We start from the raw sequence: 26,168 nt of genomic DNA on the forward strand, positions 1-26,168 counted from the left end.
CTCCCACCCCGGCTAGTCGAGAAAAGGCAGCACCACAAGCCCTTCCGGGTCGAGCCCGTGCTGGGCGCATATACCCTGCGCCAGGGAAAAGTAGCGTTCGGCCTCGGCCAGATTGTCGAGGTCGAGATTAAGCGTTGCGAGACCATCATAGCACGGAAACAGCAGTTGCGGTTCGCCCGTTTCGCGGGCTACGTCCAGTGCTTCGTGGAACAGGCCAACCGCCAGTTCCGGACGGCCGTTGCACTGGTGGATCTGCCCTAGCACGATCAACGGCACCGACAGGTGCTCGCGCTGGTCGAGCGCCCGGTCGATCTCGATGGCCTTCTCGGCGGCAGGCACGCCCTCCGTTGGACAGCGATCCGTGAAAGTACAGCAAGCGACCGCCAGATTGGCGAGGAGGCGCGCCTGGAAGCCCAAATCACCAATATGGCGCGCCACTTCGAGGCCACGCCGACAGACCTCCATCGCCTTTGTCGGATCGATGGTTGTGTAAAGCACGCCGAGATTGGTGTAGCCGCGGCAAGCCGTACCCAGCAGGCCGGCGGCTTCGGCCAATTCAATGCTACGCTCTACCTGGCTAACGGCTTCGCGGTCTCGCCCAAGACGAGCCAAGGCGACAGCCTTGGTGTTGAGTGCCTCGGCGGTCACAAGGGTGGCATCGCGCCCCACCTCGGAGACATGCTCCGTTGTCAGAGTGCCGACGCAATCCAGCGCCGCGTCTGCCCATTTCGCCGCGAGAGCGTGATCTCCGCTACGGAACGCCTGTCGGCCACGTTCTTGCCAGAGATGCGCCTGCTCGACCGGGGCATCCGCGCCATCGAGGAGCGCTGCCGCTTCGGCATAGCGGGATACTGCGTTGTCCCGCTTGCCGACGTCCCAGAGCAGCCGACCGATCTTACGCAAAACCCGCGCCGAAGCGACACGATCGGCGGACGCGCGATATGCCTGCAGCACCGTCTCGTAGTGCTGGTGCGCGACGTCGCGACGGCCTAACGGGCCGCTCAGATCGGCGATGCGCTCTGCGATTGCCAGTTTGAGCGGTGTTTGCCCTATTTCGCCCAATGCAGTCAGTGCTCGCTCGTAGAAACGAAGGGCGTCGTCGTTGGCGTATATCGTGCGAGCGCGATCCCCCGCCACCTGCAGGTAATGCGCGCCCCTCTCCCGCTCGGCGCTCTGTGCGAAATGATGACCGAGCGCGGTCAGATCCTCGAGCCGTTCCGGCTTGTCGCCGCACAGTTGCTCCAAGGCTGTACCGACCCGCCCGTGGATGTCGGTCCGGCGTTGCAGGAGCAGGTTCTGGTAGATCACGTCCTGCAGCAATGTTTGCGTAAAGCGATAGCTTTGCGACGAGACCGAACCAGATCCGACAACTTCCTCGATGATTTCGGCATCGCAAAGCAGTTCGCAGCCCGCTTCCAGGCGGCCGGGGTCGGCTGTCACGGCTTTCAGAAGTGTGGCATCGAAGCGCGGGCCGATTACCGCGGCTTCCTGGGCCAACCGGCGCACCTCCGGGGGCAGCCGGTCGACGCGGGCAAGCAGCATTGCCTGGATAGTGGCGGGAATGCCGGTTGCGACTTCGCCTGCCACAGTCCGCCATCGCTGGCCCTCGCGCACCAGGACACCGCGATCGATAAGGCCGCGAACGATCTCCTCTACAAACAGGGGGTTGCCGCCCGCACGCTCGAGGATCTGGTCGAGAAGTCCGCCTGCCGAGCTCACCCAGCTCTCGCCGAAAAGCGCCGCCAGCAATCCGCGTCCGTCATCGCTGTTGAGCGGCGAAAGCCGGAGCGCTGTGTGACTGACCCGACTTGAGTCGAGCTGGTCGTTGTCCGGCGCCGGACGATGCGTGACCAGCAACATCAACCGCGTGCGTTCCAACTTATCCATCACGAAACGCAGTGCCTCGAGCGAAGCGGCGTCGGCCCAGTGCAGGTCTTCGACGACAATCAGCAGCGGCGACAAGGCAAGCCGCCGTTCGATGATTGTGCGGACTGCGTAGAGAATTTGCCGCCGCAGCTGCTCGGGCTCGACATGCTGCAGGGTGGCATCGGGGTCGCCAAGGCCAAGCACATGGTAGAGCAAAGGCATCAGCCGCTTCGCCTCCTCGCCCTGCAGGCCGAGATCGGTAAGCAAGGCTGCGAGCTTCTCCCGCATTTCGTCGCCATTGTCGTTTTGCATCATCCCGGCAGCGCTGCGCACAACTGCGCCCAAGGCGCCGAATGATTGTTCGCCCAGCGGTGAGCACGTGGCCTGCCGCACGGCGACGTTGCGAAAACGATCCTCGTCGCCGACGCGGGCGACGAACTCCTTCACCAGCCGCGATTTCCCGATACCGGCTTCTCCGACGAGGCGGACAAGCTGGGCCGAGCCGCCGCACGCCTGGTCAAGGCTCGCCAGCATTCTATTGAGCTCGGCACCGCGACCTATTATCGGCGCGCCGAGGCCGAGCGCCTCGAGCCCACGCGCGGCGCGCGGCGCCGCAAGCGGTGCATCCAGTCGATGGACGAGCACACTGCCAGCCTTGCCGCGAAGCACGACATCGCCCAGCGACTCGTAAGAGAAGGCGTGCCGGGTCAGCCTGTGGGTGAGCTCGCCTACCAGCACCTCGCCCGGTGCGGCCAGCGATTGCAGCCGTTGCGCCGTATTCACTGTGTCGCCGGTCACCGAATAGGATTTGGCGGCGCCGATGCCCAATCCTCCGGTAACGACCGGACCAGTGTTTATGCCGATGTGGAGCAGCAGAGGCGAGCCGGAACGGGGGGCGCTTTCGCCGAGCCTCGCCGTCCTGGCGATCATGTCGAGAGCGGCGCGAAGCGCTCGTTCCGGATCGTCCTCGTGCGCGACCGGCGCACCGAACAAAGCGAGCAGTGCATCGCCGATGAATTTGTCGACGAAACCACCAAAGTTTCGCACGGCCGCCGTCAATTCCTTGAACAGTTCGTTCTGCAGCTTTTGCATGACCTCGGGGTCGAGCTGCTCGCTGAGTGTCGTGAAGCCGCAAAGGTCGGCGAACAGGACCGTTACCGTCCGGCGATCGGCGTCAGAGACGGGATGCGGCTGTTCTTCGCTCTCGACGTTCGCAAGCTGCGACGCAGGTCGAGAAGGCGGCTCAGGGGTCCGGCTTGGTGTCGGAGCAGGCCGTTCGACCGGCTTTGCCGGCGCGCCGAGGCTTATCCCGCATTTCGGACAGAACTCGAAATCAGGTGCGCAGAGGTAGCCGCAACTGCCGCATGGCACGGGCTGGCGCCTGCCACACTTCGGACAGAAAGCGAAACCGCTCTCAACCTCGAAACCGCAGCCTGAGCAGTCCATGGATCAAGACCTCACTCGCGGCCGTGGCGGCGTGATCTCGCCAAGCGCTTCACGGCCACGGTATTCACAAGCATGAACCGATAAAAGCCGACCAGCAAGCGGCAGCGCAAATGGGCATCGAACGACCCGTGCGTCCGGCGGCAGAGCGCTGCCGAGCCCTGCGGCTGCGTCGCCGTCTTTTACGAAAGTTCCCTCTTGCCCTGCGTCTTCCTGCTATCGTGGAGATGAGGAGACGGACCATGAGCGAGAATCGTAAGCTAGCGGCAATCCTGGCGGCAGATGTGGTCGGATATAGCCGGCTCGCGAGCGCCGACGAAGATCTTACCTTGGCCAGACTACGGACACTGCGCAGCGACCTGATCGATCCCACCATCGCGGTGCACAACGGGCGGGTGATCAAGCGCACCGGGGATGGGGCGCTAGTTGAGTTCCGCAGTGTGGTGGATGCCGTGCGCTGCGCCGTCGAGGTTCAGAATGGCATGGTTGAGCGCAATGCCGGCGTGCCGCAGGACCGCCGCATCGAGTTCAGGATCGGCATCCATCTGGGGGATGTGGTGGAAGAAAGCGACGGCGACCTGATGGGCGACGGCGTCAACATCGCCTCGCGTTTGGAAGGCGTCGCGTTGCCCGGCGCCATCTGCCTGTCCGAGGATGCCTATCGCCAGGTCAAGGCGAGGCTCGACCTCTCAGTCAGCGATCTCGGGAGCACGCAGCTCAAGAACATCGCCGAGCCGATCCGGGTCTATTCGCTGCAAGTCGGCAGCGCCGCGACCAAGGCGGCCGCGGCCCCGGAAACCGCGACGGGCCGGCCGGCGACGGCAGCGCCGCCGAAGCTGTCGATCGCCGTCCTGCCCTTCGCCAACATGAGCGGGGACACCGAACAGGACTACTTCGCCGACGGCATCTCCGAGGACATCATCACGGCGCTGTCCAAACTGTCGCAGCTCTTCGTCATCGCCCGCAATTCGTCGTTCACCTTCAAGGGCCAGAACGTCCATGTGCAGGACGTGGGTGCGAAGCTCGGCGTGCGGCATGTGCTTGAGGGCAGCGTACGCAAGTCGGGGAACAGGGTGCGCATCACCGCGCAGCTCATCGATGCAACCACGGGCGGCCATCTTTGGGCGGAGCGGTTCGACCGCGACCTGACCGACATATTCGCCGTGCAGGACGACGTGACGCAGCAGATCGTCGGAGCGCTGGCGCTCAATCTGACCGAGGGTGACCGTCAGCGGCTGGCGCCCGAGCACTCGCGCAACACTGAGGCGTATGACTATTTCATGCGGGGCCGGGAACTCTGGCACCAGTTGACGAAGGAGACGAACCTCGCAGCCCGCAACCTCTTGCAACGTGCCATCGAACTGGACCCGGCGTTTGCCTCTGCCCACGCTCTCCTCGCGCTCACGCACGCGCTCGATTACCTGAACAAATGGAGTGCGTCGCCGCCGGAATCGATGGCGCAAGCCGAAGAGACAGCAACGCAAGCGGTAACGCTGGATGACAGCGATCCCTGGGCGCACTGGGCGCTGGCTATAACCAAGCTGTACACACGACGGCACGATGGCGCCATCAACGAGGCCGAGCGCGCGTTAGTCCTCAATCCGAACTTCGCCGAAGGGCACGTCATCCTCGGCGAGGCGCTGCACTTTTCGGGCAGATCCGAGGAGGCCCTCGAGAGTTTCGCCCGAGGGAAGACCTTGAACCCATACTTTCCGGACGTGCTTCTGCACTTCCAGGCTTTGGCGCAGTTTCAACTTGGAAGGTACGAAGAGGCCATTGACCTTTTGATGCAACGGCTGGCTCGCAATGCCGTCACTGACGTCTCGCGCGCGCTTCTAGCCGCCTGCTACGGCCAACTGGGCCGTTTAGCCGAGGCCCGCGCGGCATGGCAGGAGGTGCTTCGCGTCAATCCAGATTATTCGCTGGAATACCGTCGCAAAGTCATGCCCTACAAGAACCCTGCCGATTTCGAACGCATGGTGGACGGGCTGCGCAAAGCCGGCATTGTGCAATGACAGGTGAGTGAGGTCAGGCCTTGAACTGCAGCCGATCCTTTTTGCCTGCCTCCAGTCCGCCCCCGATCTTGACAGGGCAGTGCTGCCATCCGATGCCATCATCCGTTTTCCACATTCGCCGACTCTTGCCGAAGAAAACCAAAGCTCGATGATCCAGGAAATCGCTGGCTATGTTTCGGGACCCTCGTTCTCCCTTCGAACCGGGCGCGGGTAAGACGGCGTGGCACATATTCCCCTGGTTTCAATCGTCGTGCCTGCGCACAACGCGGAGGCGACGCTGGCGCGCGCGCTCGATTGCCTACTCGATCAGGAAATAGCGGATTGGGAAGCGATCATCGTCGACGACGCCTCCACCGATCGCACCCCCGCTATCATCGCCGCTCATATGGAGCGCGATGCCCGATTTCGAACGTTGAACTCTTCCGCCAATAGCCCCGCCGGCGCGCGCAACGGCGGGATTTCGACAGCGCGCGGCCAGTGGCTGATGTTTCTGGATGCCGACGATTGGGTGGATGCCAGCTTCCTCGCCAAAATGCTGGCCGCACTAGAAACCGCTCCCGATGCGGTGGCCGCCTATTGTGGTTCCCGGCGCGTGATGCCCGACGGCGCGCTCACCCCGTCGAACATCTCGCCGGAGGTTGCGAACCAGCCCTTCGAAACATTCGCCCGCCAGTGCGCCGTCCGCACGCACGCGCTGCTGGTCGACCGGGAGACGATTGTCGGGCTGGGCGGTTTCGATGTCTCGCTGCGCACTTGCGAGGACTGGGATCTGTGGCAGCGTCTGGCACGCCTGGGCAAGAATTGGGTGATGGTCGACGAGCCGCTCGCCTTCCATCGGATCAGCCCCAGCGCGCTCTATCGCAATTCGACGCAGATGGTGGCAGATGCGGAAATCGTGATCGCCCGCGGCTTTTCTCCCGATCCCAGGGTCAAACACCCGGCATCGGCTCACGCCAATGGAGCGATCGAGGCCAATGGCGGCACCGCTGCCGAAGCCCTCGCGTGGTTCGCGTTGTGGAACGCCGCGTCGGATTGCGGCCGCGGCTCGCGCCCGATCAACCTACAGTCCCTGCGCGCGCTCCCAGTAGCGCGCAAGTGGGTGCGCAAGGCCGTTAGGGTGGTCTTCGATGGCCTGATGGTTGGAAGCCTGTCGACGCCAGCGCAATTGGCTGCCAGGTGGGACAGGTTCGGCGGCGCCGTCACCGAGTTGATCGTCGAACTCGGCAAGGTCTGGGGCGATCCTGCAGCGGCTCGCCGCGCCCAGTATCAGCTTGAGCAAATGCTTCTCGACGTCGACGACCTTGCCGCGCCGCGCCGACTGGCGCAGACACTTGGAATTCGCGTCGACGCGCGAAACCCGACCTCTGTCGAACTTCCGGAAGGAATCGATCAGATCTACGCCTGTCTGATGATGGACGGCCAGATCGAGGCGCGGGTGCAGTTCGGCGCACTCGGGACCGTGACAAGACGTCATTGGATTGAATTGGCGCCGAATTTCGTGCCCCCTGAGCGGCCTGTACGCCGGACTGGTCGGGACAGCCACTTCGGCAAACTCGCGCAATTGGCCGCGCAGGCGCGGGAGCTGGTTGCCTCGAGCGCCGACGCTACGGAGGCTCTTCCGGCGTCGCGCCCCGCACGGGCCGCCGATGGTCGCGACAAGGATCGCACGTCGTTCTGGAATCGCCATTTCGCGACCGAGGATCCCTGGAACTACAGTTCGTCCTATGAGCAGGAGAAATATGAGCGGCAGCTCGAAATTCTGCCTGCCGGTCGCATCGGACGAGCGCTTGAGCTGGCCTGCGCGGAGGGTCACTTCACGCGGCAGCTGGCGCCGCGAGTGGGCCATCTGACCGCAACTGATATCTCCGCCGTAGCCATCGAGCGGGCACGCGCGCGCGGCGGCGATCAGCCGAATGTCGAGTTCGGCGTATTGGATTTCATGGCGGATACGCTGCCGGATGAAATGGATCTGATCTTCTGTTCGGAAGTGCTCTACTACCTGGATGATCTCGCCGAGTTGCAACGCTTCGCCAACAAAGTCGTTGAGGCGTTGGCGCCGGGCGGCAGGCTCATCACCGCACACGCATTCGTGCTGCGCGACAATCCTGAGAGGACGGGCTTCGACTGGAACACATTCGGTGCACAAGCGATCTCGGAGACGCTGGCAGGGACCGACGGCCTCGTCCTCGAGCAATCGATCCACACGGAGCTCTATCGCATAGACCGCTTTCGCCGCTTGTCGCCGGACGATATGGTGACGGCACCGGTGATTGATCATGTGCCGATCCGCGCGCCCATCCAAATGGGGGTTGCGCGAAAAATCGTCTGGGGCGGAGCGCGGGCCTTGCGCCGCGACGTCGCACGCAGCGAGCGGCGGCAGCGTATGCCGGTCCTTATGTATCATTCCGTTGCCGAAGACGGTCCGGCCGCGCTCGCCCGTTTTCGGTGCACGCCCGCCCTATTCGGCAGCCAGATGGCATGGCTGCGCGCCAACGGTTTTCACGCGATTGCGTCCGAGCAGCTGGAATGGTCCATCGCCAACCGTCAGCCTTTCGTTGGCCGCCCGGTGCTCATCACCTTCGATGACGGTTTTCAGAACTTTGCCGACCATGCCTGGCCGATCCTGCGTGCGAGCGACCTGACCGCGGAAGTGTTCCTGGTGACGGACCTGGTGGGCAAGAGTGCAGAGTGGGACGCCCACAACGGTCCGCCGGCGCAGCTTATGGACGCCGGGACGGTGCGACGCCTCGCCGGCGAAGGTGCGTTCTTCGGCAGCCATATGGCGACGCATCGTGCAATCGATGGCCTGTCGACCGCTGACCTGGCCGCCGAGCTCTTGCGCTCGCGTATGTTCATCGAACGGTGGACCGGTCGGCCAACCACGGCGTTCGCGGCACCCTTCTCAGTCACCGACCGGCGGCTTGGCCGGCTGGCCAGGGAGTGCGGCTATCGGATCGGCTTCGGCGGCAGACATGGGCCGGCGGGCCTCGATGGCGATCCCATCGACCTTCCGCGCATCGAGATTCGCGGCGATCGTTCGCTCGATGACTTTGTTGCCATTCTTGAGGCGGTGCTCGAATGAAGCGGCCGGAGGTTCACCGATGGTCGCCATCGCTTGCGGTTACGCACTGGAAAATCAGCCTGAAATAGAGCCTGAGGGGCTCAGGTCGCCTTGATCGCTGCCTTGCCGATCTTGCGCCATCGGGCGTTTTCGCGAACCAGTTTCAGGTCGTCGGTCGTCTGGGCAAATGTCCGCAATCGATACTGCCGAAGCAGGTCCGGCAAAAGCGCCCCTTCCGGCAAGCCTGCGAGCTGCTCACGGACCGAGGTCTTTTCATCGATGACCCGCATCCCCCAGGCATTTTCCCGAACCTGCAGCTCCGCTGCCAGATCGCGCTCTTCCGGCACGTTTTCATCTAGCACAGCCAACAGGATCGAGTGGAAAAGCGCTACATAGCCAATCTGTCTCAGGCCGCCCACTACCCGCACCCGCGGCAATATTGCAAGGACGAGGAACATCAGGAACAGGTTCGGCAGCAGCACGCCGTCCAGCAGCGCCTGCCTCAGCTGCAGCCGCTCGAACGGGATGGAAAGACCTTGCGGCCTGTCAGGCTCGATCAGATGCCCGTCCTTCAGCTCGAGCTTGCGTACGCGCTGCTCGCGGATACCCCAGAAATAGTCCGTGGCATTGGGCAGGAATCTGCCGAATGGTCCCGATGCGGCCTCTTGCAGGGCATGTTCGAGACGGTGGCGTCTTGCGGGCTCGATGAGCAGCCTGGAAAGAAGGCTGCCGTCATGTTCCAGATGCCGCGCCATGGCAGAAGCGGCGAGCCGGTCATCGATGAAAACCGGCCGGGCCATGCCGGAACGATCCCAATCTGCGACCAGATCCTCGTTGAGCGCTGTCAGCGCATCGGCGGCGGTTCCGAACACCTTGTCCTGGCTGGCAAGCAGCGTACCAAGCCAGCGGCTGGCATCGGTTTCATCGCCCACTGCTTCGAGCGCGCGCTTGTTGAGGGAAACGGGACCCGCCGCGCAGGCGCTTTTGCGGCACAGTTTGTGGCGGCCCATGCTAAACAGGTTGACCTTGTCGTCGCCGACATCGAGCCATCCAGGCCCCTCCCGGCCAATTGTCTCCATGGTCATCGTCGTTCCCATGAAAGCAACGAAGGCCGACAGCCCGTTTTCGATCGCGCCGAACCAGGCAAGCAGGAGGGCGTCAAAGGTGATCCGGTCCATCAGCAGCAGGCAATGCAGGCCGGACTGGATCACCGGTCTGTGCTCGAACTCTTCGAGAGCCTTGCCGATCTCCTCAGGCTGCATGACGACGCTGAGGCGCTGCTGCAGGACTTCGCGCAGGATCGAGCGGGCAGTGATCGCCGGGCCCGATGCAGGCCTTGCCACCGGCCGCCACAGATGGCGGGCGTAATCGGAAACCGGTGCATTCCAGTTCTGCTCGATGTCACGCACGACTTCCGGGCAGAGCAGCGACAGCACCGCCAGAATTTCCGCCGGAGGCGCAGGGGTTGGATCAAAGGCGGCGGTCATTGGCCCCGTCTAGCCGCTTGCGGTGAAAACGCCAAGGGAGACCAGACAGCCAAGACCATGCAGCCGATCTTAGAATCGCAGCCGGGCCATGCTCAGGAGGTCATGGTACTGCCCGTCGGTGAAACCGGCCTTCACATGCCGACCTTCGACCTCGAAGCCGTGGCCAGAATAGAGACGGATGGCCGGTTCGTTGTCGGCATAGACGGTCAATTCGACCCGTTTCAGGGCCCGCCAGTTGTCGGCCACGTCGAGCAGCGCGCCAAGTATGGCAGAGCCGATGCCTTTGCCGACAAGGGCATCGTCGACGCCGATGTTGATCTCGCCGATATGCGAACGGCGCGGCGAACCCTGCACCACCAAGTTGCCATGGCCGACGACCTTGCCGTCCAACTCCGCAACGATCCAGGTGGTTTCCTGACCGGACTTGGCGATGCGCCGCTCCACCTGCTCCACCCGCTCGAAGGGCATCCTGAACGTGCCCCAGCGAAAGCCCGGCATGTTGAAGATCGCGCAAAGCGCCTCCGCATCGCCTGGCCGGACGGGTCGGAGCTGCGGCTGGATTTTCTCGGAGGATGGCGAAGTCGTGCTGCTCATGGCGTTCCTGGCTAGAGCAATTCCAGAAAAAGTGTAAAGCGGTTTCCGCCTGGAATTGCGTCAGAACAAAGAGATAGAGCAGTTCGCCGTTTCCGTTGAAACGGTGAAATCCTCTAAGGCAATCGGCACGCCACGATGCACCGGGCGCCACCTAAAAATCCAGCCGTCTTCGCAACCTATGATGCCGACTGTGAGCCAAAATATCGCGAGGCGGCGTAGAGTTTGAAGGCGCCGCTGATGCCGATCCAGGCGAAAACAGCGAGCCAGCACAATGTTCCGGTCGCCGTCCAGTCGATCCGGTGCACCGCAGCGTCGGTGATGACGAGGCCAAGGATGGCAAGCAGGCCAACGAGAAACTGCGCCAGGCCTAGCACCAGCAGTTCCTCGCGCGGCGCGCTCCTCCAGACGAGACATGTGCCGCCCGCGCCGGCGAGGAAGATGGCGCTGTAGACTTGAGCATGGAAGGCATCGACCGGCCATGGCCAGATGCTGCTGAATGTCATGGGAAACAGCAACAGGCCGAGGCCATAGAGCCCAAGGATCGCCGATTCCACAGGCAGGTAGCGGCGCCATGCGGGATTCAAGGTCACCCCTTTTGCAGGGGGACGGGTCCTGGCCTGCCACAGGAACAGCCCTGATACCGCGGCCGAGGCAAGATAGACCAAGAACCAGAGCCAGGGCGCTTTGCGCTCGAAGTTGAAATAGCCGAGATTGATGAACGAAGCCGCCGACACGATGACGGTGAAGATGAAGGCCATGACCAATACGAGCCTGCCGGGCGACCATCGATTCCACAACAGCAGCGCCGCCATCACGACCATTTCGGCGGTGTAGAAGCCGCCGAGGAAGCGGGCATTGAACGGCGTGACGGCCCAGGGCCAGCGCGGCTTGACCAGCACAGGCGCGAAAAACAGGCCGGCGCCGACGATCAGGACGATAATGACCATCGCGGAGAAGAGGCGCAGCGCCGCGGGAAACGGCGGGTTGTCGGATGTCGGCATGGGAGAGCCCCAAAGATGAATGCCCATGGACCATCATAGTGCCGCATGCGGCCGGTGAAAATCGGCCGAATGAAGATTGGACTGTCGCTTGTCTATTCGAATGGCCGTACTGTACGTTTCGACGTAAAAGGGAGCAGTCGGACCAAAGACGGTCCGGCCAACACGCCTCGGGTTGCATTTTCCGGAGCCTGCACGATGAACGAAGCTCAGGATCTGTTCTCGCTTCTGCGGCAATCTACCGATGTCGACCCACTGGCAATCGACGCGATCAAGCGAACCATCGCGGAGGGCAAGGACCGAGAACTTTGCCGCATCAACGCGCCAGCCTTCGCCAGCAAGCATGGCCTGGACGAGGAGCGCACCATCAGCGCCTTTCTGCATGCGGCGCGGGTGGGAATCTTCGATGTTTCCTGGAATGTCCTGTGCCCCGGCTGCGGCGGCGTGCTCGACACCAACGCCACGCTGAAAACCCTGCAGAAGGACGAATACACCTGCGCGCTGTGCTCTCAGGGCTATTCGCCGACCCTCGACGAGATGGTCGAGGTGACATTTACCGTCAGTCCCCGCATACGCAGGATTGCCGCCCATAATCCACACGACCTGCCGATGGTGGAATATTTCCGCCAGATCTACTGGGCGTCCGGCGTCGATGTACCGGATGAGGATTTCGCGAAAAAGCTGGAATCGTTCTCGCTGGAGGATATCGAGCTTGCGCCCGGTGAGAAGGCGGTTCTGCCCATACAGCTTCCCTCCGAATTCATCATCGTCTTCGAGCCGGTCACCCATTCAGCGCAATTCATCGACGTGAAGGGCGAACCAACAAAGGAGCGCCGAAGCCTCTCTCTGGTCTTCGACCGCGACCATGTCCAGAACCAGACACTGGAGATGCAGCCTGGCCCGTTGCGCATTTCGCTGGAAAACCGGACCGACACCCGCGTGCTGCCGGCGGTCTTCATCGCCGGCGAGGCATTGCATGATTTCCTGGGCAAGCGTCGGCCATTCCTCACCGCCAAGCGCCTGCTCACCAACCAGACGTTCCGCGATCTCTACCGCGCGGATACGCTCGACATCGACCAGCGCCTGAAGATCACCAGCCTGACCTTCCTGTTCACCGACCTGCGCGGATCGACCGCGCTTTACGAGCGGGTGGGCGACCTTGCGGCCTTCGATCTCGTGCGCGCGCATTTCCAGGTTCTGCACGAGATCGTCGCGGCGGAGGCCGGCGCGGTGGTGAAGACGATCGGTGATGCGGTGATGGCGACCTTCGCGACGCCTGACCGTGCGATTGCCGCGGCTCTCAGGATGCGCGATGCCATGCGTGCGCTCAACGACACGAGCGGGCGCGAGGATCTGCTGCTCAAGATCGGCGTCCATGCCGGCCCCTGCATCGCCGTGTCTTTGAACGAGCGACAGGACTATTTCGGCCAGACGGTCAACATTGCTTCACGGGTGCAGAACCTTGCAAACACACAGGCGATCTTCGCCACTCGCGCGGTGGTCGACGACAATCTCACCGCCGATCTGTTGCACAGGAACGCCCTCACACCCGTACCCCACGAGGTCTCGCTGCGCGGCATTGAGCGAGAGATAGCAGTGTACACGATCCCTTGAAGACGAGAGCAATTCCAGGAAGGCGTGAGCGGTAGGCTCGGCGACTTCGCCGTAGCCTTCCGTCCGGAATTTGCGTCAAAACAAAGAGATAGAGCGGTTCGCCGTTCCTTTGAAACGGTGAAACGCTCTTAGATCGTCCCGGCCCTCACACGCGCCTACAGATATAATAGCGATCGGCGGGCACCGAAGGTGGCGGCGCGAGGCGCTGCAATTGCGGGTGATCGAGCGGCGTGCCGCTGACCGCGATGCCGCCGACGCGGAGCAGGCGCGCGATCAGATCGGGAAGCCAGGTAGCGGTCACTGCATCGCGATCTTCATAGCCGGTGCCGATGTCGGCATGAACGAGAGCGGCGCCGATGCCGATGAACCTGCTCGCCGTCTCGCGTATTTCGCCGAGCACGAGGTTTTCAGCTTCGGGAATTGAGCTGGCGTGCGCGGCCAGTGCGCGATCGAACGCCACGATCCGGCGTCCGGGCAGGCGCTCGCGCAGATGGTGGAACGTCCGGCCATTGCCGAGGCCGAGCTCGAGCACGGGGCCCTCGATCTTCGCCACTTCCGCGCAGACTTGATCGAGAATGTCGCGCTGTGCGGTCAGCCTGCGGATGAAGCTCTCGAGGCGAGACATATGCGTTTTTGTGTCCTGAACCAGCTCAAGAGATCGGCAATTGCCAGCGAACAGATCGGTTCGCGGGTGGAACCCCCGATCGAGCCTCGCCGCATATAGAGGCCAACGATCAGCACCGCAACAACCGAACAGGCTGCCAACAAGGATCTTACCGGGCGGAGCCGGCGGCCCGGCGCGCCGCGGAACAGCAATGTCACTTGTAGGGGTCTGCGGCGTCGCGCAAGCCGTCGCCGAGGAAGTTGAAGGCCAGGATGACGAGAATGACGGGGAGCATCGGCAAAAGCAGCCATGGATAGAACGCGATCACGCTGACGCTGCGCGCCTCGGTGAGCAGGATGCCCCAACTGGTTATCGGCGCCCTGAGGCCGAGCCCGAGGAAGCTAAGCGCCGTCTCGCCCAGGATCATACCGGGTATGGAGATCGTCGCCGTCGCGATCAGGTGCGACATGAAGCCGGGAATGAGGTGCCGCCGGATGATGCGGCTGCTGCTGGCGCCCATCAATTGCGCGGCCAGAACATAATCCTCCTCGCGCAAGGCCAGAAGCTTCGAGCGCACCGCCCGCGCCAGCCCGGTCCAGTCGAGCAGCCCGAGGATGACCGTGATGCCGAAATAGATCAGGATCGGACTCCAGGTTATCGGCATGATCGCCGCCAGAGCCAGCCATAGCGGGATGCTGGGGATCGATTGCAGAACTTCGATTATCCGTTGAACGATCAGGTCGAAAATGCCGCCGTGATAGCCGGCCAGTCCTCCGATGACTATGCCGAGCAGGAAGCTGAAACTGATGCCGACGAGGCCGATCGTCATTGAAATGCGTGCGCCATAGATGATGCGCGAGAACACATCGCGCCCCAGCCTGTCAGTGCCGGCCAGGAAGAGCTGGCCGTTTTCGGCAGGGCAGACAAAATGCCTGTCACCTTCGAACAGGCCCCAGAACCGGTAACTGTCGCCCTTGCAGAAGAAGCGGATACGCTGAACATCGTCCTGCTTATCGACGTAGTTCCGCTTGAGCGTGTCCATATCCAGCGTCATCCGGCGGCCATAGACGAACGGCCCGACGAACTGGCCGTCGTGGAACAGGTGAACCCGCTGCGGCGGCGAATAGATGTAGTCCATGTTGCGCGTATGGAGATTGTAGGGCGCCAGGAACTCGCAGATCAGTATCCCGAAATAGAGCACCGCCAGGAACAGGCCGGATACAAGGGCAAGCCGGTGCCGTCGGAATTTCCACCACATCAGCCGCAACTGCGACGCCTGAAAGACCTTCGACTGCTCCGGCGTCATCGCCTCGACCGACTGCAGGTCGAAGGGCGCGATGGAAACGTAGTGTTGCAGTGGGGCACCCGGAGCGGGCAGCGGCGTTTGCGTGTTCATTTGGTGCTGCCGCCCTGCAAACGAATTCGTGGATCAAGCAGCGCAAGCGCCAGGTCGGAAATCAGGACGCCGATGACCGTGAGGAAGGCGAGGAACATCAGGAACGACCCTGCCAGATACATGTCCTGGCTTTGCAGCGCCTTGATCAGCATCGGCCCGGTCGTTTCCAGAGACAGCACGATCGCGGTGATTTCGGCGCCGGAGATGATGGCCGGCAGGATAGAGCCGATGTCTGAAATGAAGAAATTGAGCGCCATGCGCAGCGGATATTTGATCAGCGCCTTGAAGGGATGAAGGCCTTTGGCGCGCGCGGTCACGACATATTGCTTGTGAAGCTCATCGAGCAGATTGGCGCGCAGGCGCCGGATCATGCTTGCCGTGCCCCCGGTGCCGATGATCAAGACCGGGATCCAGAGATGGGCGAGGATCGACTTCGCCTTGGCCCAACTCATCGGCTCGCTGAGATATTGCTGGTCCATGAGATGGCCGATGGACGTGCCGAACCAGATGTTGGCGAAATACATCAGGATCAATGCCAGCATGAAATTCGGGATGGCAAGGCCGAGAAGGCCGAAGAAAGTCAGGCCGTAATCGCCCCAGCTATATTGATGCGTGGCGGAGTAAATGCCGATCGGAAAGGCGATGAGCCAGGTGAAGATGATCGTGACGAAGGACACCAACACGGTCAGCCACATTCGGTCCCCGACGACGTCGCGAACCGGCAGCTCATATTCGAAGGAATAGCCGAAATCGCCGTGCAGCATCCCGCCGACCCAGTAGAAGTAGCGAATGACCGGCGGCTTGTCGAAACCATAGTCCTTCCGCATCATCTCGATGCGATCGGAATCCACCGCTTCGCCCTGAGCCCGAAGCTCGGCGACATAGCTGTCGAAATAGTCGCCTGGGGGAAGTTCGATGATCGTGAACACCAGCGCCGATATGATCAGCAGCGTTGGAACCATCACGGCAATGCGCCAGACAATGTATCGAAGCACGCTCAGGACTCTCCAAGCCAGAATGTATCCGGCATGTAGACACCGAAGTAGGAGGTCGGGTCGTAGCCGTAGAGCGCCTTGTCAGGCAGATTGCGCAGCCGCGAGGACGCCAGAATTGGCTGATGCGTTCCGTTCACCGTGCCGATCGAAAACACCTGATCGGTGTAGATCGACAGCATCGAATTCCAGATTTCGGCTCGCTCCGTGGCTTCGGTCGATGCGTTCCAGCGCTTGAGCAAAGCCATCAGCTCGACCACAGGCGGAAGGTCGGGCGCCTCACCCAGCGTGCCATGAGACAAGTAGTGGGCACCCCAGAGCGGCCATTGCAGCTGGTCGTCGATGGTGGGGGCCAGCTGGTAGGGGTTCATGTCGGCGGTCGGCACGCCATTGTCGATGCCCGACCAGATCGACATCATGATCTGGCCGCCAAGCGCGCGGCTGCGGAAGATGTCGCGCTGTGAGGTCCGGATGAACAGGGCGATGCCGATCTGGCGCCAGTGATCGGTGATGAGTTCGAGCGCGTCGGTTTCCAGCGTGCTTTCGCCGGCCGTTTCCACGATGATCTGCGCCGGGCGTCCATCGGGAAGTATCCGCAGGCCGTCATCGTCACGAGTCTGAAGCCCGGCTTCGTCGAGCAGGGCATTGGCCCGGTCGGGATCATGGGCGATCCAGGCTTTCGCGAATTCCGGCCGGTAGAGCGGGCTCTCCGGCAGGATCGTATCGGCACTCTCCTGCGCCAATCCGTAGAACACGGCCATATTGATCTCGCGCCTGTCGACAGCGAGCGAAAGCGCGCGGCGCACGCGCACGTCACGAAGAAGGCCGCGCCACACCTGGTCGGCACAGTTCAGATTGGGCAGCAACGCCAGCCGCGAGCCCTGTGTGCGTTTCCACAGACGCATCTTCACCGGGTAGCGCTTCTCCGCGTCCTTCAGGAACGCGTAGTCGGCGAAGTCAATTCCCATGCATTGCAGGTCGCTCTCGCCCGCGCCGGTCTTGGCGGAAATGATCGCCGACGAGCTGACATTCATGACAATCCGGTCGACATAGGGCAGTTGCCGGCCATTCTCATCTATTCGATGAAAGAACGGGTTCCGTTCGAAGACGAACTGCTCGGCCGGCGGCTTGGTTCGGTTCTGCCAGGGATCGAGGGTCGGCAGATCCGGGTTCTCCGGGCGATACTGCCGCGACATGCGGATATGCAGGAGCGTCCATTTCTGGGCCCGGTTCTCCTTCATCAGGCCGGCGAGCCGGAATGGATCCTGGTATTTCTTGTGGAACTGCTTGAGATAGGCAGCCGGCAGAACAAGCGACAGCGGCGAAGCAGCAGCGAGCTTGGGCAGGAAGTCGGGATTCGGCGCATCCCAACTGTAGCGGACCGTCAACGGGTCGACGATCTCGAAGCGTGGCGGCTTGCCGTCCGCCAGCAGCACCGGGGCGAGCCCGCCTTGCGAAAGCTCATCGTTGAGCCAGACATCCTCCCAGCAATAGCGAAAATCCTCCGGCGTCAGCAGGCTGCCGTCAGACCATTTGTGTCCTTCCCGTATCTTGAAAGTGAAGACGCGATCATCCGCCACGTCGAAACTTTCGAGAATATCGGCTTGCAAGTTAAGCTTCTCGTCATAGCCGACCAGGCGAGCGTATCCGTAGATGGTCATCATCCGGATATCTTTCTGGCTGCCGATGATCGTACGCAGCGTGCCGCCATACTGGCCGGGCTGCCGGCCCATCGCAGCGAGATTCAACGCGCGCGGGCGCTTGGGCAGGCGTTCGGCGAGTGCCGGCAGCGACCTGGCCTTCAGCCGCGGCTGAAGAAAATCCGGCTCCAGATCGCCGGCGCGCACCGTGCCCGGCAGAATTGCCGAAGCCATGAGCCCAAGGACTGTGCGCCGGCTGATCAATGGCGTAGCTCGCTGACATCGGCCGAACGTCGGGCCAGCACGAGGTGGCCGCCGCCAAGATCGAGCGGCGACAGCACATTCTCGTCGCCCTCGTCGCGGAATTGCGGTCCCCATGCGCTGGTGTCGGAAGCGCCGCTGAGCTTCAGGGTCCTGAAATCCATCGGCCTGTCGAGATCGGGAAAAGGCACCGCAGCGACCAGTGAGCGCGTGTAAGGGTGGATCGGCTTCCTGAGCAGGATTTCGCGCGGCGCAAGCTCGACAATACGCCCGCCGCACATCACTGCGATGCGGTCTGCCATGTAGTCCACCACCGCGAGGTTGTGGGATATGAACAGGTAGGTCAGGCCCAGTTCCTTCTGCAGGTCCTTCAGAAGATTCAGGATCTGCGCCTGGACAGAGACGTCGAGCGCCGAAACCGGCTCGTCGCAGATCAGGAGTTCAGGCCCCAGCGCCAAGGCCCGCGCGATGCCGATACGCTGACGCTGCCCGCCGGAGAAACTGTGCGGATAACGCTTGATGAAGCGCGGATCGAGCCCGATCGCCTGCATCAGGCTCTTGACCGTTGCGAGGCGGGACGCGGCATTGCCACGTTGATGGATCTCCAGCGGCTCGCTCAAGATGTTCTCCACCGTCATGCGAGGTGAGAGCGACGAAACCGGATCCTGGAAAACCATCTGGATTTTCGCGCGCAGCAGGCGCAGGGCCTCTCCCTCGCCTCCCAAGACGTCGATCGGTCCATCGCGGCCATTGAAGATCACAGAGCCGCCGCTGGGGGTGACGGCCCGCATGAGGATCTTGCTGACAGTGGTTTTGCCGGAGCCGCTTTCGCCGACCAGACCCAGGCACTCTCCCCGCCTGATATCGAAGCTCACGCCGTCGACGGCGCGAATTGAGGTTTGATGATCCCCGCCGAACCATCCGGATTTGCGGATGGTGAAGGTCTTTGTCAGATCCCTGACCGACAGCAGGATGTCGTCCGGCCCCGTGGACGCCGGCGCCGTCTGCTTGCCGAGCAGGTTCCCGACATTCACCGGCACCTCGCGCAGCGCCTTCAGCCTTTCGCCGGGCTTCAGGTCGAAATGCGGTACGGCAGCCATCAGGCCCTTCAGGTAGGGGTGGCCCGGCCGGCGGAATATCGCCTCGACAGGTCCCGCTTCCATGATCTCGCCATGGTACATGACCACCACCTCGTCGGCGACATTGGCGACCACGCCAAGGTCGTGCGTGATCAGCAGCATCGCCATGTTCAGCTTGCTCTGAAGCTCGCGCAGCAATTGCAGGATTTGCGCCTGGATGGTGACGTCCAACGCCGTCGTCGGCTCGTCGGCGATCAACAGAGCGGGCCGGCAGACAAGCGCCATGGCGATCATGGCGCGCTGACGCAGTCCTCCCGAAAGTTCGAACGGATACATGTCATAGGCGCGCTTGGGGTTGGGAAAGCCGACAAGGCTGAGCATTTCCTCGGTCCGCGCCTTGCGCTCCGCCCGAGCCATGGGCGTATGAATCTGCAGGGATTCGCTGACCTGGTTGCCGATCGTGTGCAACGGCGACAGCGATGTCATCGGCTCCTGAAATATCTTGCCGATGCGGCTGCCTCTCAACGCCCGGATTTCAGGTCCGTCGCGCGACATCTGCAGGATATCCTGCGTCGTGCCGGGCTTTTCAGGATCGGAAAACAGGATACGGCCACGAACATGGGCTGTGTTCGGCAAAATGCCCATCACCGCCTGGCTGAGAACCGATTTTCCGGAACCCGACTCGCCCACAAGCGCGGTAACCTTGCCGGGCAGGACGCGAAGGTTTGCGCGCCTGACGGCATGCAACGGCCCGCCGATAATGGCAAAAGAGATGCCAACATCCTCGATCCGCAGCAGGTCAACACCTGAATTCATTCTTAAACCAGCCCCACTCTGGCAACTTCCAGAAAGCGAGACTAGCGCATTGCCAGCTCAGAGCAACTTGGATTCGAAGCGGTCGCCAGCGGCGGCGCCGGCGACCGGACCGCCTGCCAAGGGCGTTCGGGTTGGTTCGTGGCGCCTACTGGAGCTTGCTCGGGTCGCCCGCCGACAGCCGGGCTGCATCGCGATGCAGCAGCATGACCTGCTCGGCCTCCGATTTTCGATCGTGAATCGTCTCCATCGCACCGTCTTCATCGAGCGCGAGCGCACCCGACAGATCGGGTGAAAGCACCGTCAGCTTCTGCTTGATGCCGGTCAGCTCCTCATGGCCCAGCGTCAGCCAGCTGTTTGCGCCGCAATAGCTGGCGAAGTCCTTGCTGGCGAGAACGCTGTGCGGATATTTCTTGGTCAGGATCTGGAGGCGCTGGACCTCGTTCACAGCCGAGCCGAAGACTGAGAATGTGAGCCGGTCGGTAAGCCCGACATTGCCGAACATCACATTGCCGACATGCAGGCCGATGCCAAATTTTATGTCGGACAACCCCTGCTGCTTTCGGCGCAGATTGAGATCCATGACCCGCGCGCTAGCCTGGTGCGCTGCCGCAAGAGCAGCCTGGCAGGCGATCTCGGACTGCGAGCGGTGCCTTTCGCAGGGGTACACGGCAATAAAGCCGTCCCCGATAAAACTCATGATCTGCCCGCCTTTGCGATTGAAAGGTGCGGCAACGGCGTCAAAAAACTGGTTCAGCGTATCGATATAGATTTCGCGGCCCGAGGTTGCGGCAAGCCTTGTCGACCCGCGCATGTCGCCCATGACCAGTGCGGCCCGGATCGTATCGCCCTCGCCGCGCCTGATCTGACCGTCAAGCACGCGCCTGCCGGCGTCGCCGCCGAGATAGGTGGTCATCATGTTGTCGGCGAGCTTGGTGAGCACCGCCATCTTGGTTGCGATCGCGAGATGGCTCTGGATGCGAAGTAACGCTGAAATCATGCTGTCGCTGAAGCCTGCAGTGCCGTCGGTGGACCACGACCCGATCATGCCCTGACTGGTGTCGTCGCTGAAGGGATGGACGAAAGCCATGTAGTCGGTGACGCCCATAAGCGCGAGTTCACCGAAAATCGGAAACTCCGGCGGCAATGACGGGTCGATCCGGCGACGCAGATGGTCGAGCTTGTTGCTGAGCAGATGGTAGTACGGGCTGGTCAGGAATCTGTCGGACGGCTCGCCGGGCTCAACGCGGAAGCCTTCCACTTCCATGCCCTGGCCGCGAACCCAGGTGAAGCCAAGCGCATCATAAAGCGGATGCAGCATCGAAAAGCTCAGATGCACCCGCTTCAGCGGCAGGCCGGCAGCAGCCAGCCGCTCGCAAAAGCCTTTTACCAATGTTTCCAGGTCGCTGCCCGCCAGCGCCGATTGGTTCAGCCAATCAGCAACCTTATCCATGAGAATGGTGGAAATTTCTGCCTGCGCTGTGCTCATGCTATCTCGCAACCCGTCGAAGACGGAGCCCTTGTCGTTTGATCCGCCATAAAACAGTCCGCCAACGACCCCAAGGATAATCCCCGGAAGTCAACGAGACCTGCTTCGGCGGCAAAAGCGGCGAAGAATTTCCCTGATGACTGTCCTTGCGGCAGCGGACGTAACTGCATCTATGTTCTGGGGCGTTATGTGGCGAAGCTGCCTTCGGAGTGCAACCACGATCCTGACATCGGGTAGAAAATTCGCCGGCTTGGACGCTGTCAGGCCTTCACCACTTTCTCGCGGGCCAGCCCGAGGCGGCCAAAAACATTGCGTGTGTCGACGACCAGAAGGGCGTGATCAGCGATCGTCCGATAGTCGATCGCGTCGTGGTCGGTTGCAACGACGACAGCATCGAAATCCTTCAAGGCCGCCTCGGTCAATTCGACCGAGCGGCGCCCCTTGATCGCCATATGCTCCCGCGTGGCCGGAATCTCGGTGACATGCGGATCGTGGAATTCCGCCTTGCCGCCCCATTCTTCAATAAGCTCAATGAGCCGCAGCGAGGGGCTTTCGCGGATGTCGGGCACATTCTTCTTGTAGGCTAGCCCGATGATGAGAATGCGCGAGCGGCTGAGCGCCTTGCCGCAGCGCCTGTCCAGCGCCTTCGCCAGTTCATCGACCACGCGATGCGGCATGGCCGTGTTGATCTCTGCCGCCAGCTCGATGAAGCGGGTCGGCAGTTCGTACTCACGCGCCTTCCACGTCAGGTAGAAGGGATCGATCGGAACGCAGTGCCCGCCAAGTCCGGGGCCAGGATAGAAGGGCATGTAGCCGAAGGGCTTGCTCTTTGCTGCCTCGATAACCTCCCAGATATCGATGCCCATCGCGTCGAACACGACCTTCAACTCGTTGACGAGCGCTATGTTGACCGATCGGAAGATATTTTCCGTCAGCTTGACCGCCTCGGCGGTCGCGGTGGTGGAGACCGGAACGACGGTCTTGACCACGCCCTGGTAGAAAGCCTGCACGAGCCTCGCCGCTTCCATGCCATCGCCTGCCACGACCTTGGGGATAGTCGCGACTTCAAAGCTGCGGTTGCCGGGATCCTCGCGCTCGGGCGAGAAGCCGAGGAAGAAGTCTATCTTCGACTGCAAGCCGGTTTCTTCCAGTATCGGCTTGATCACGTCGTCAGTGGTGCCGGGATAGGTGGTCGATTCCAGCACGATCAGCTGGCCGACACGCAGATGCTTCGCAATGGTGCTTGCGGTGTTCCTGACAAAGGAGAGATCCGGCTCACGGTGTTTCGTCAACGGTGTCGGAACGCAGATAATGATGACATCGCAGACGGCCAGTTCGGCAAAATCCGCAGTGGCGCGGAACCGTCCGCCCGCCACCTGGTCGGCAAGGGCAGTCGACGTCACTGCCTCGATGTAGGATTGGCCGTTGTTCAGGCTCTCGACCTTCTGGGCTTCGATATCGAAGCCCAAAACCGGAAAGCCGGCGCGTGCGATCGCAACCGCCAGCGGCAACCCGACATAGCCCAGTCCGATCACGCCGACTTGCGCGGCGCGGGTCGAAATCCGGTCCAGAAGACGGTCATATATCGATCGCGAGGCGTCCAAAAATCTGCTTTCCCGTCAATTCGGACAGGCGGTCCGTTCCCGTGGCGAGGCTCACTAGGAACCACGGCCGAGGCATATTGCCCAAGATCGATTTCCGCAACCCCGTCATCGAACCGGCACCTTCGCCTTTAGGCTGGCGGCAGCCATCGCATAGCCGCCAGCCGCGCCATCGATAAAATGAAGGTGATCGCGCTGCAGCGGCGAGGCGACGAGGCATGTCATCAAGGCCGACTTCTGGCGGTGCAGGCCATAGTTGCAGATGCCCGCCTCTTCCGCCTGCTTCAGACGGTTCTCGATCCGTTGCAACACATCCGCGTCGACGTCGATGGTCATCTTCAAGCCGTCGTCGAACTTCCGGAAATCCGAATTGCTGGCCACGTCACGTTTGTAGACCTTCGGATCGAAACTGCCGATCGTCCAGCCATATCTGTCGGTGACGGCCGTGAGCGTCATCAGGAACATGACCCACAGCTTCGTTAGCCACCGGCGTCCTGCCGGCGCCGTGGCGCGCGCCTCGATATCGAGGCCGGCAGGCAGCAGACTGTAGTCCGGCCCGTTCACCGGTACCGGGTGGCCATCGCGTTCCTGCCTGCCGGCAAGGGCGATGATGTCGGACGCCAGAAACTGAAAACCGCGCAAGTCGCGCGACGCCCCCGGTATGGCTATGATCGAGACGATTTCGCCATGCCGGGCTTCGATCGGGTTCCAGCGGCAGGAGAGGCCGGTCAGATCCGGCCGCGCGCCAGTCGGCGCAGGATCGATGCGGTAGCGCCCCGCTTTCATCTCGGCTTCCGCCCAACTGCCGCCACCGCCGGCGAACATCGCATAGAAGACCGCTTCGGAGGCTTGAAATCTCGCCACGCGAACGTCGCGGCCTTGCGCCCTTATGTCCTTTATCGGCACGATTGCGGCACGCAGGGTCAGGTTCAGTTCGTCCGCCACCCATCTCTGCACATCCGCCAGCGCGTTGCGGGTAATCTCCAGCGCCGAGCCGGGAAACGCCACCAGCGCGCCGTCGCCGCCGAAGACAAAGGGAAGGTCTTGCCGGCCAAGCGCGTTGAGCAGCGCCGAAATGACGCTGGCGCCGGCCATGTTGACGGTCTTGTAGCGCCCAGCCTCGATCGCCTTGGTCGAGCCGACGATGTCGGCCGTGGCCAACGCCCAGCCATCGGGGAGAGGCCGATAGTTGTCTATATCGGCGACGCTTTCGAACTTTGCGAAGACCGGCAGAGAAGCGACAAACGGGTCGGACGCGGCGGCTGTTTCCATGAGCATGAGATAGCACATTTCCACTGCTTGAAGGTGAAGTCGATCGTGCTGCGAAATTGACTTGCGCTGGCTTTGCGATGATAGGGTCCGGAAATGCGAATTGCCTTCTACGCGCCGCTGAAGTCACCCAATCATCCCGTTGCCTCCGGCGACCGCCAGATGGCAAGGGCGCTGGTCAAGGCGCTGGAGCGCGGCGGGCATAGCGTCGAACTGGCTTCCGAATTGCGCTTCTATCTACGCGAACCGGAGTCGAAAAGTTTCGATGCGCTCAAGATCGAGGCCCGAGAGGAAGCCGCGCGGCTGGCAAGGCTTTGGGATCGTGATGGCAAACCCGATCTCTGGTTCACCTATCATCCCTATTACAAGGCGCCCGACCCGATCGGGCCAGAGCTGGCATCGGCCTTTGCCGTCCCCTATGTGACAGCGGAAGCCTCCTATTCGACGCGGCGCAACACCGGTTTGTGGGCCGATGCGCAAGCGTTGGTGGTGCGAGCTGTCGAACAGGCGGCGCTGAACATCTGCTTCACGCAAAGGGATCGTCAGGGACTGGCAGAGGCGATACCCGATGCCGCTCTGGGCATGCTTTCGCCCTTCATCGACACATCGGCATTCCGGGAAACCCCGACACGGGGCTGTCCGACGCGCCTCATTACCGTCGCCATGATGCGCCCGGGCGACAAGCTCGAAAGCTATCGCATGCTGGCGCAAGCACTCGGCTCGATCGGCCACCTGCCCTGGACCATCTCGGTCGTCGGGGACGGGCCTGTCCGTGAAGAGGTCAAAGCGCAATTCGCGGGCCTGCCCGCCGACCGTATCGAATGGCTTGGCGCGATTGAGCCAACCGCCGTGCCGGATGTCCTCTACGGTGGGGGAATTTACGTCTGGCCGGGTTTCGGCGAAGCCTATGGCATTGCCTATCTTGAAGCACAGGCCGCCGGCCTTCCGGTGGTAGCCCAGGACATCGCCGGCGTGCCGGAGGTCGTGCGGGATGGCCAGACCGGGTTTCTCACCCCGCCGGGCGATGTGGCGGCATTCGCTTCCGCCATTGAAAGGCTCCTGACCCGGAACGACGAAAGAACCATCATGGCCGCGGAAGCCAGACGCTTCACCCTCGAAGAGCGTTCCCTCGGTGCAGCGGCTGCGTGTCTGACCGAACTTCTTGCGAAGATCCCGGTTTCATGACACCCGATCGGATCTGGCAACCCCTGGTGGAAGACCTAGCGCGCTGGCAACGGGCGGGCCGCAAGGCAGAGTTCTGGCTGCGCGACGATGACGCCGTGGATCCGACGCCCGCGCTTGACCGGCTGCTCCACCTCACCGGTGAATTCGCGGTTCCGGTCACCCTGGCCGTGATTCCGGCCCGGACTGATGAGAAGCTTGTCGTCCGGCTTGACGAGGCGCCGCATGCCACGGTCGCAATCCATGGCTGGGCGCACCGGAATCATGCGCCAGAGGACCAGAAAAAGCAGGAGCTCGGCCCGCATCGGCCGCGCGAGGCGGTGCTTGATGACCTGGCGCGCGGGCTGTCGCACGTAACTGGCCTGCACGGCGCACGTGCCGTTCCGATGCTGGTGCCACCCTGGAACAGGATCGACGCCGGCCTGGTTTCCGACCTTGGATCGATAGGATTTACGGCATTGTCGGTCTATGGGCCGCCGAAGCCGGCTTCGCTGGCGGTCATCAACAGCAATGTCGACATCATGGATTGGCATGGCACGCGCGGTTGCCGCGATCATGGCCTGTTGGTTCAGGCTATCGTCGCGCAACTGCAGCAGGCATTCGATGGCGGCGAACCGGTCGGCCTGCTCACCCACCATCTCGTGCATGATGAATCGGCCTGGCTTTTCCTTGAACGGCTGTTCGCAGTCACCGTACAGGCTGAAGGCTGCGCATGGCTTCCGATCAGAACATTGATCGGGCGCAGCGCCGGCAAAGGAAAATAG

At 62.3% G+C, this 26,168-nt stretch carries 18 protein-coding genes; 6 read left to right on the forward strand and 12 right to left on the reverse strand.

Annotated features, from left to right (window positions below):
• Nucleotides 1-12: 12 nt before the first annotated feature.
• On the reverse strand, nt 13-3,312 hold the full coding sequence (locus tag PU724_RS22555; RefSeq protein ID WP_354422865.1) for an adenylate/guanylate cyclase domain-containing protein: 3,300 nt from the start codon (nt 3,310-3,312) through the stop codon (nt 13-15).
• Between the two features lie 239 nt (nt 3,313-3,551).
• Between PU724_RS22555 and PU724_RS22560 the strand changes: the two genes are divergently transcribed.
• Nucleotides 3,552-5,324: an adenylate/guanylate cyclase domain-containing protein gene (locus tag PU724_RS22560; RefSeq protein WP_354422864.1), complete on the forward strand. Its 1,773-nt coding sequence runs from the start codon at nt 3,552-3,554 to the stop codon at nt 5,322-5,324.
• 220 nt (nt 5,325-5,544) lie between these two features.
• On the forward strand, nt 5,545-8,406 hold the full coding sequence (locus PU724_RS22565) for a trifunctional glycosyltransferase/class I SAM-dependent methyltransferase/polysaccharide deacetylase (protein WP_354422863.1): 2,862 nt from the start codon (nt 5,545-5,547) through the stop codon (nt 8,404-8,406).
• Nucleotides 8,407-8,486: 80 nt separating this feature from the next.
• On the opposite strand, the gene PU724_RS22570 is transcribed toward PU724_RS22565, so the two are convergent.
• Both PU724_RS22570 and PU724_RS22575 read right to left on the reverse strand, forming a co-directional pair.
• Nucleotides 8,487-9,596 (reverse strand): hypothetical protein, encoded by a 1,110-nt coding sequence (locus PU724_RS22570; protein ID WP_354422862.1) that lies wholly within the window; start codon nt 9,594-9,596, stop codon nt 8,487-8,489.
• 345 nt (nt 9,597-9,941) lie between these two features.
• A complete protein-coding gene (locus PU724_RS22575; protein WP_426213649.1) occupies nt 9,942-10,370 on the reverse strand; it encodes a GNAT family N-acetyltransferase in 429 nt (142 codons plus the stop codon).
• Here PU724_RS22575 and PU724_RS22580 point away from each other — a divergent pair.
• Nucleotides 10,369-10,503, forward strand: coding sequence for a hypothetical protein (locus tag PU724_RS22580; protein ID WP_426213650.1), 135 nt, complete (start codon nt 10,369-10,371; stop codon nt 10,501-10,503). The genes PU724_RS22575 and PU724_RS22580 overlap by 2 nt on opposite strands.
• 139 nt (nt 10,504-10,642) lie before the next feature.
• Here the strand turns inward: PU724_RS22580 and PU724_RS22585 are convergent, their stop codons facing one another.
• Nucleotides 10,643-11,467, reverse strand: a complete 825-nt coding sequence (locus tag PU724_RS22585) for a hypothetical protein (RefSeq protein WP_354422858.1) — start codon at nt 11,465-11,467, stop codon at nt 10,643-10,645.
• 195 nt (nt 11,468-11,662) lie between these two features.
• On the opposite strand from PU724_RS22585, the gene PU724_RS22590 reads away from it, so the two are divergent.
• Complete coding sequence (locus tag PU724_RS22590; RefSeq protein ID WP_128272249.1) at nt 11,663-13,078, forward strand: adenylate/guanylate cyclase domain-containing protein; 1,416 nt, start codon at nt 11,663-11,665, stop codon at nt 13,076-13,078.
• A 145-nt stretch (nt 13,079-13,223) separates the two neighbouring features.
• On the opposite strand, the gene PU724_RS22595 is transcribed toward PU724_RS22590, so the two are convergent.
• The 8 genes from PU724_RS22595 to PU724_RS22630 form a co-directional block, all read right to left on the reverse strand.
• Nucleotides 13,224-13,703: a class I SAM-dependent methyltransferase gene (locus PU724_RS22595; protein ID WP_128272247.1), complete on the reverse strand. Its 480-nt coding sequence runs from the start codon at nt 13,701-13,703 to the stop codon at nt 13,224-13,226.
• Between the two features lie 193 nt (nt 13,704-13,896).
• Nucleotides 13,897-15,078, reverse strand: a complete 1,182-nt coding sequence (locus tag PU724_RS22600; RefSeq protein ID WP_127285078.1) for an ABC transporter permease — start codon at nt 15,076-15,078, stop codon at nt 13,897-13,899.
• Nucleotides 15,075-16,073: an ABC transporter permease gene (locus PU724_RS22605; RefSeq protein WP_127285079.1), complete on the reverse strand. Its 999-nt coding sequence runs from the start codon at nt 16,071-16,073 to the stop codon at nt 15,075-15,077. Before PU724_RS22605 ends, PU724_RS22600 begins: the two co-directional genes overlap by 4 nt.
• A 2-nt stretch (nt 16,074-16,075) precedes the next feature.
• Complete coding sequence (locus tag PU724_RS22610) at nt 16,076-17,944, reverse strand: ABC transporter substrate-binding protein (RefSeq protein WP_407045997.1); 1,869 nt, start codon at nt 17,942-17,944, stop codon at nt 16,076-16,078.
• A 26-nt stretch (nt 17,945-17,970) separates the two neighbouring features.
• A complete protein-coding gene (locus PU724_RS22615) occupies nt 17,971-19,866 on the reverse strand; it encodes an ABC transporter ATP-binding protein (protein ID WP_354422855.1) in 1,896 nt (631 codons plus the stop codon).
• A 145-nt stretch (nt 19,867-20,011) separates the two neighbouring features.
• A complete protein-coding gene (locus PU724_RS22620; RefSeq protein WP_127310538.1) occupies nt 20,012-21,352 on the reverse strand; it encodes an adenylate/guanylate cyclase domain-containing protein in 1,341 nt (446 codons plus the stop codon).
• 260 nt (nt 21,353-21,612) lie between these two features.
• Nucleotides 21,613-22,956 carry a nucleotide sugar dehydrogenase gene (locus PU724_RS22625; RefSeq protein WP_354422854.1) on the reverse strand — a complete coding sequence of 448 codons (1,344 nt, stop codon included), beginning with the start codon at nt 22,954-22,956 and terminating at the stop codon, nt 21,613-21,615.
• 105 nt (nt 22,957-23,061) lie between these two features.
• The gene (locus PU724_RS22630; RefSeq protein WP_354422988.1) at nt 23,062-24,225 is read right to left on the reverse strand and encodes a DUF3095 domain-containing protein; all 1,164 of its coding nucleotides are present in this window, start codon (nt 24,223-24,225) and stop codon (nt 23,062-23,064) included.
• A gap of 93 nt (nt 24,226-24,318) precedes the next feature.
• On the opposite strand from PU724_RS22630, the gene PU724_RS22635 reads away from it, so the two are divergent.
• Nucleotides 24,319-25,407 carry a glycosyltransferase family 4 protein gene (locus PU724_RS22635; RefSeq protein WP_354422852.1) on the forward strand — a complete coding sequence of 363 codons (1,089 nt, stop codon included), beginning with the start codon at nt 24,319-24,321 and terminating at the stop codon, nt 25,405-25,407.
• Complete coding sequence (locus PU724_RS22640; RefSeq protein ID WP_354422850.1) at nt 25,404-26,168, forward strand: polysaccharide deacetylase family protein; 765 nt, start codon at nt 25,404-25,406, stop codon at nt 26,166-26,168. The genes PU724_RS22635 and PU724_RS22640 overlap by 4 nt, the downstream gene beginning before the upstream one ends.

It is taken from the genome of Mesorhizobium abyssinicae (assembly GCF_049887195.1).
GTDB classification, from domain to species: domain Bacteria; phylum Pseudomonadota; class Alphaproteobacteria; order Rhizobiales; family Rhizobiaceae; genus Mesorhizobium; species Mesorhizobium abyssinicae.

Excerpts from the sequence above, each read along its gene's own strand:
- PU724_RS22555 (WP_354422865.1), bottom strand. The coding sequence starts at position 3,312 with ATGGACTGCTCAGGCTGCGGTTTCGAGGTTGAGAGCGGTTTCGCTTTC.
- PU724_RS22560 (WP_354422864.1), top strand. The coding sequence starts at position 3,552 with ATGAGCGAGAATCGTAAGCTAGCGGCAATCCTGGCGGCAGATGTGGTC.
- PU724_RS22580 (WP_426213650.1), top strand. The coding sequence starts at position 10,369 with ATGTTGAAGATCGCGCAAAGCGCCTCCGCATCGCCTGGCCGGACGGGT.
- PU724_RS22575 (WP_426213649.1), bottom strand. The coding sequence starts at position 10,370 with ATGCCGGGCTTTCGCTGGGGCACGTTCAGGATGCCCTTCGAGCGGGTG.
- PU724_RS22585 (WP_354422858.1), bottom strand. The coding sequence starts at position 11,467 with ATGCCGACATCCGACAACCCGCCGTTTCCCGCGGCGCTGCGCCTCTTC.
- PU724_RS22590 (WP_128272249.1), top strand. The coding sequence starts at position 11,663 with ATGAACGAAGCTCAGGATCTGTTCTCGCTTCTGCGGCAATCTACCGAT.
- PU724_RS22595 (WP_128272247.1), bottom strand. The coding sequence starts at position 13,703 with ATGTCTCGCCTCGAGAGCTTCATCCGCAGGCTGACCGCACAGCGCGAC.
- PU724_RS22600 (WP_127285078.1), bottom strand. The coding sequence starts at position 15,078 with ATGAACACGCAAACGCCGCTGCCCGCTCCGGGTGCCCCACTGCAACAC.
- PU724_RS22610 (WP_407045997.1), bottom strand. The coding sequence starts at position 17,944 with ATGGCTTCGGCAATTCTGCCGGGCACGGTGCGCGCCGGCGATCTGGAG.
- PU724_RS22615 (WP_354422855.1), bottom strand. The coding sequence starts at position 19,866 with ATGAATTCAGGTGTTGACCTGCTGCGGATCGAGGATGTTGGCATCTCT.
- PU724_RS22620 (WP_127310538.1), bottom strand. The coding sequence starts at position 21,352 with ATGAGCACAGCGCAGGCAGAAATTTCCACCATTCTCATGGATAAGGTT.
- PU724_RS22630 (WP_354422988.1), bottom strand. The coding sequence starts at position 24,225 with ATGGAAACAGCCGCCGCGTCCGACCCGTTTGTCGCTTCTCTGCCGGTC.
- PU724_RS22635 (WP_354422852.1), top strand. The coding sequence starts at position 24,319 with ATGCGAATTGCCTTCTACGCGCCGCTGAAGTCACCCAATCATCCCGTT.
- PU724_RS22640 (WP_354422850.1), top strand. The coding sequence starts at position 25,404 with ATGACACCCGATCGGATCTGGCAACCCCTGGTGGAAGACCTAGCGCGC.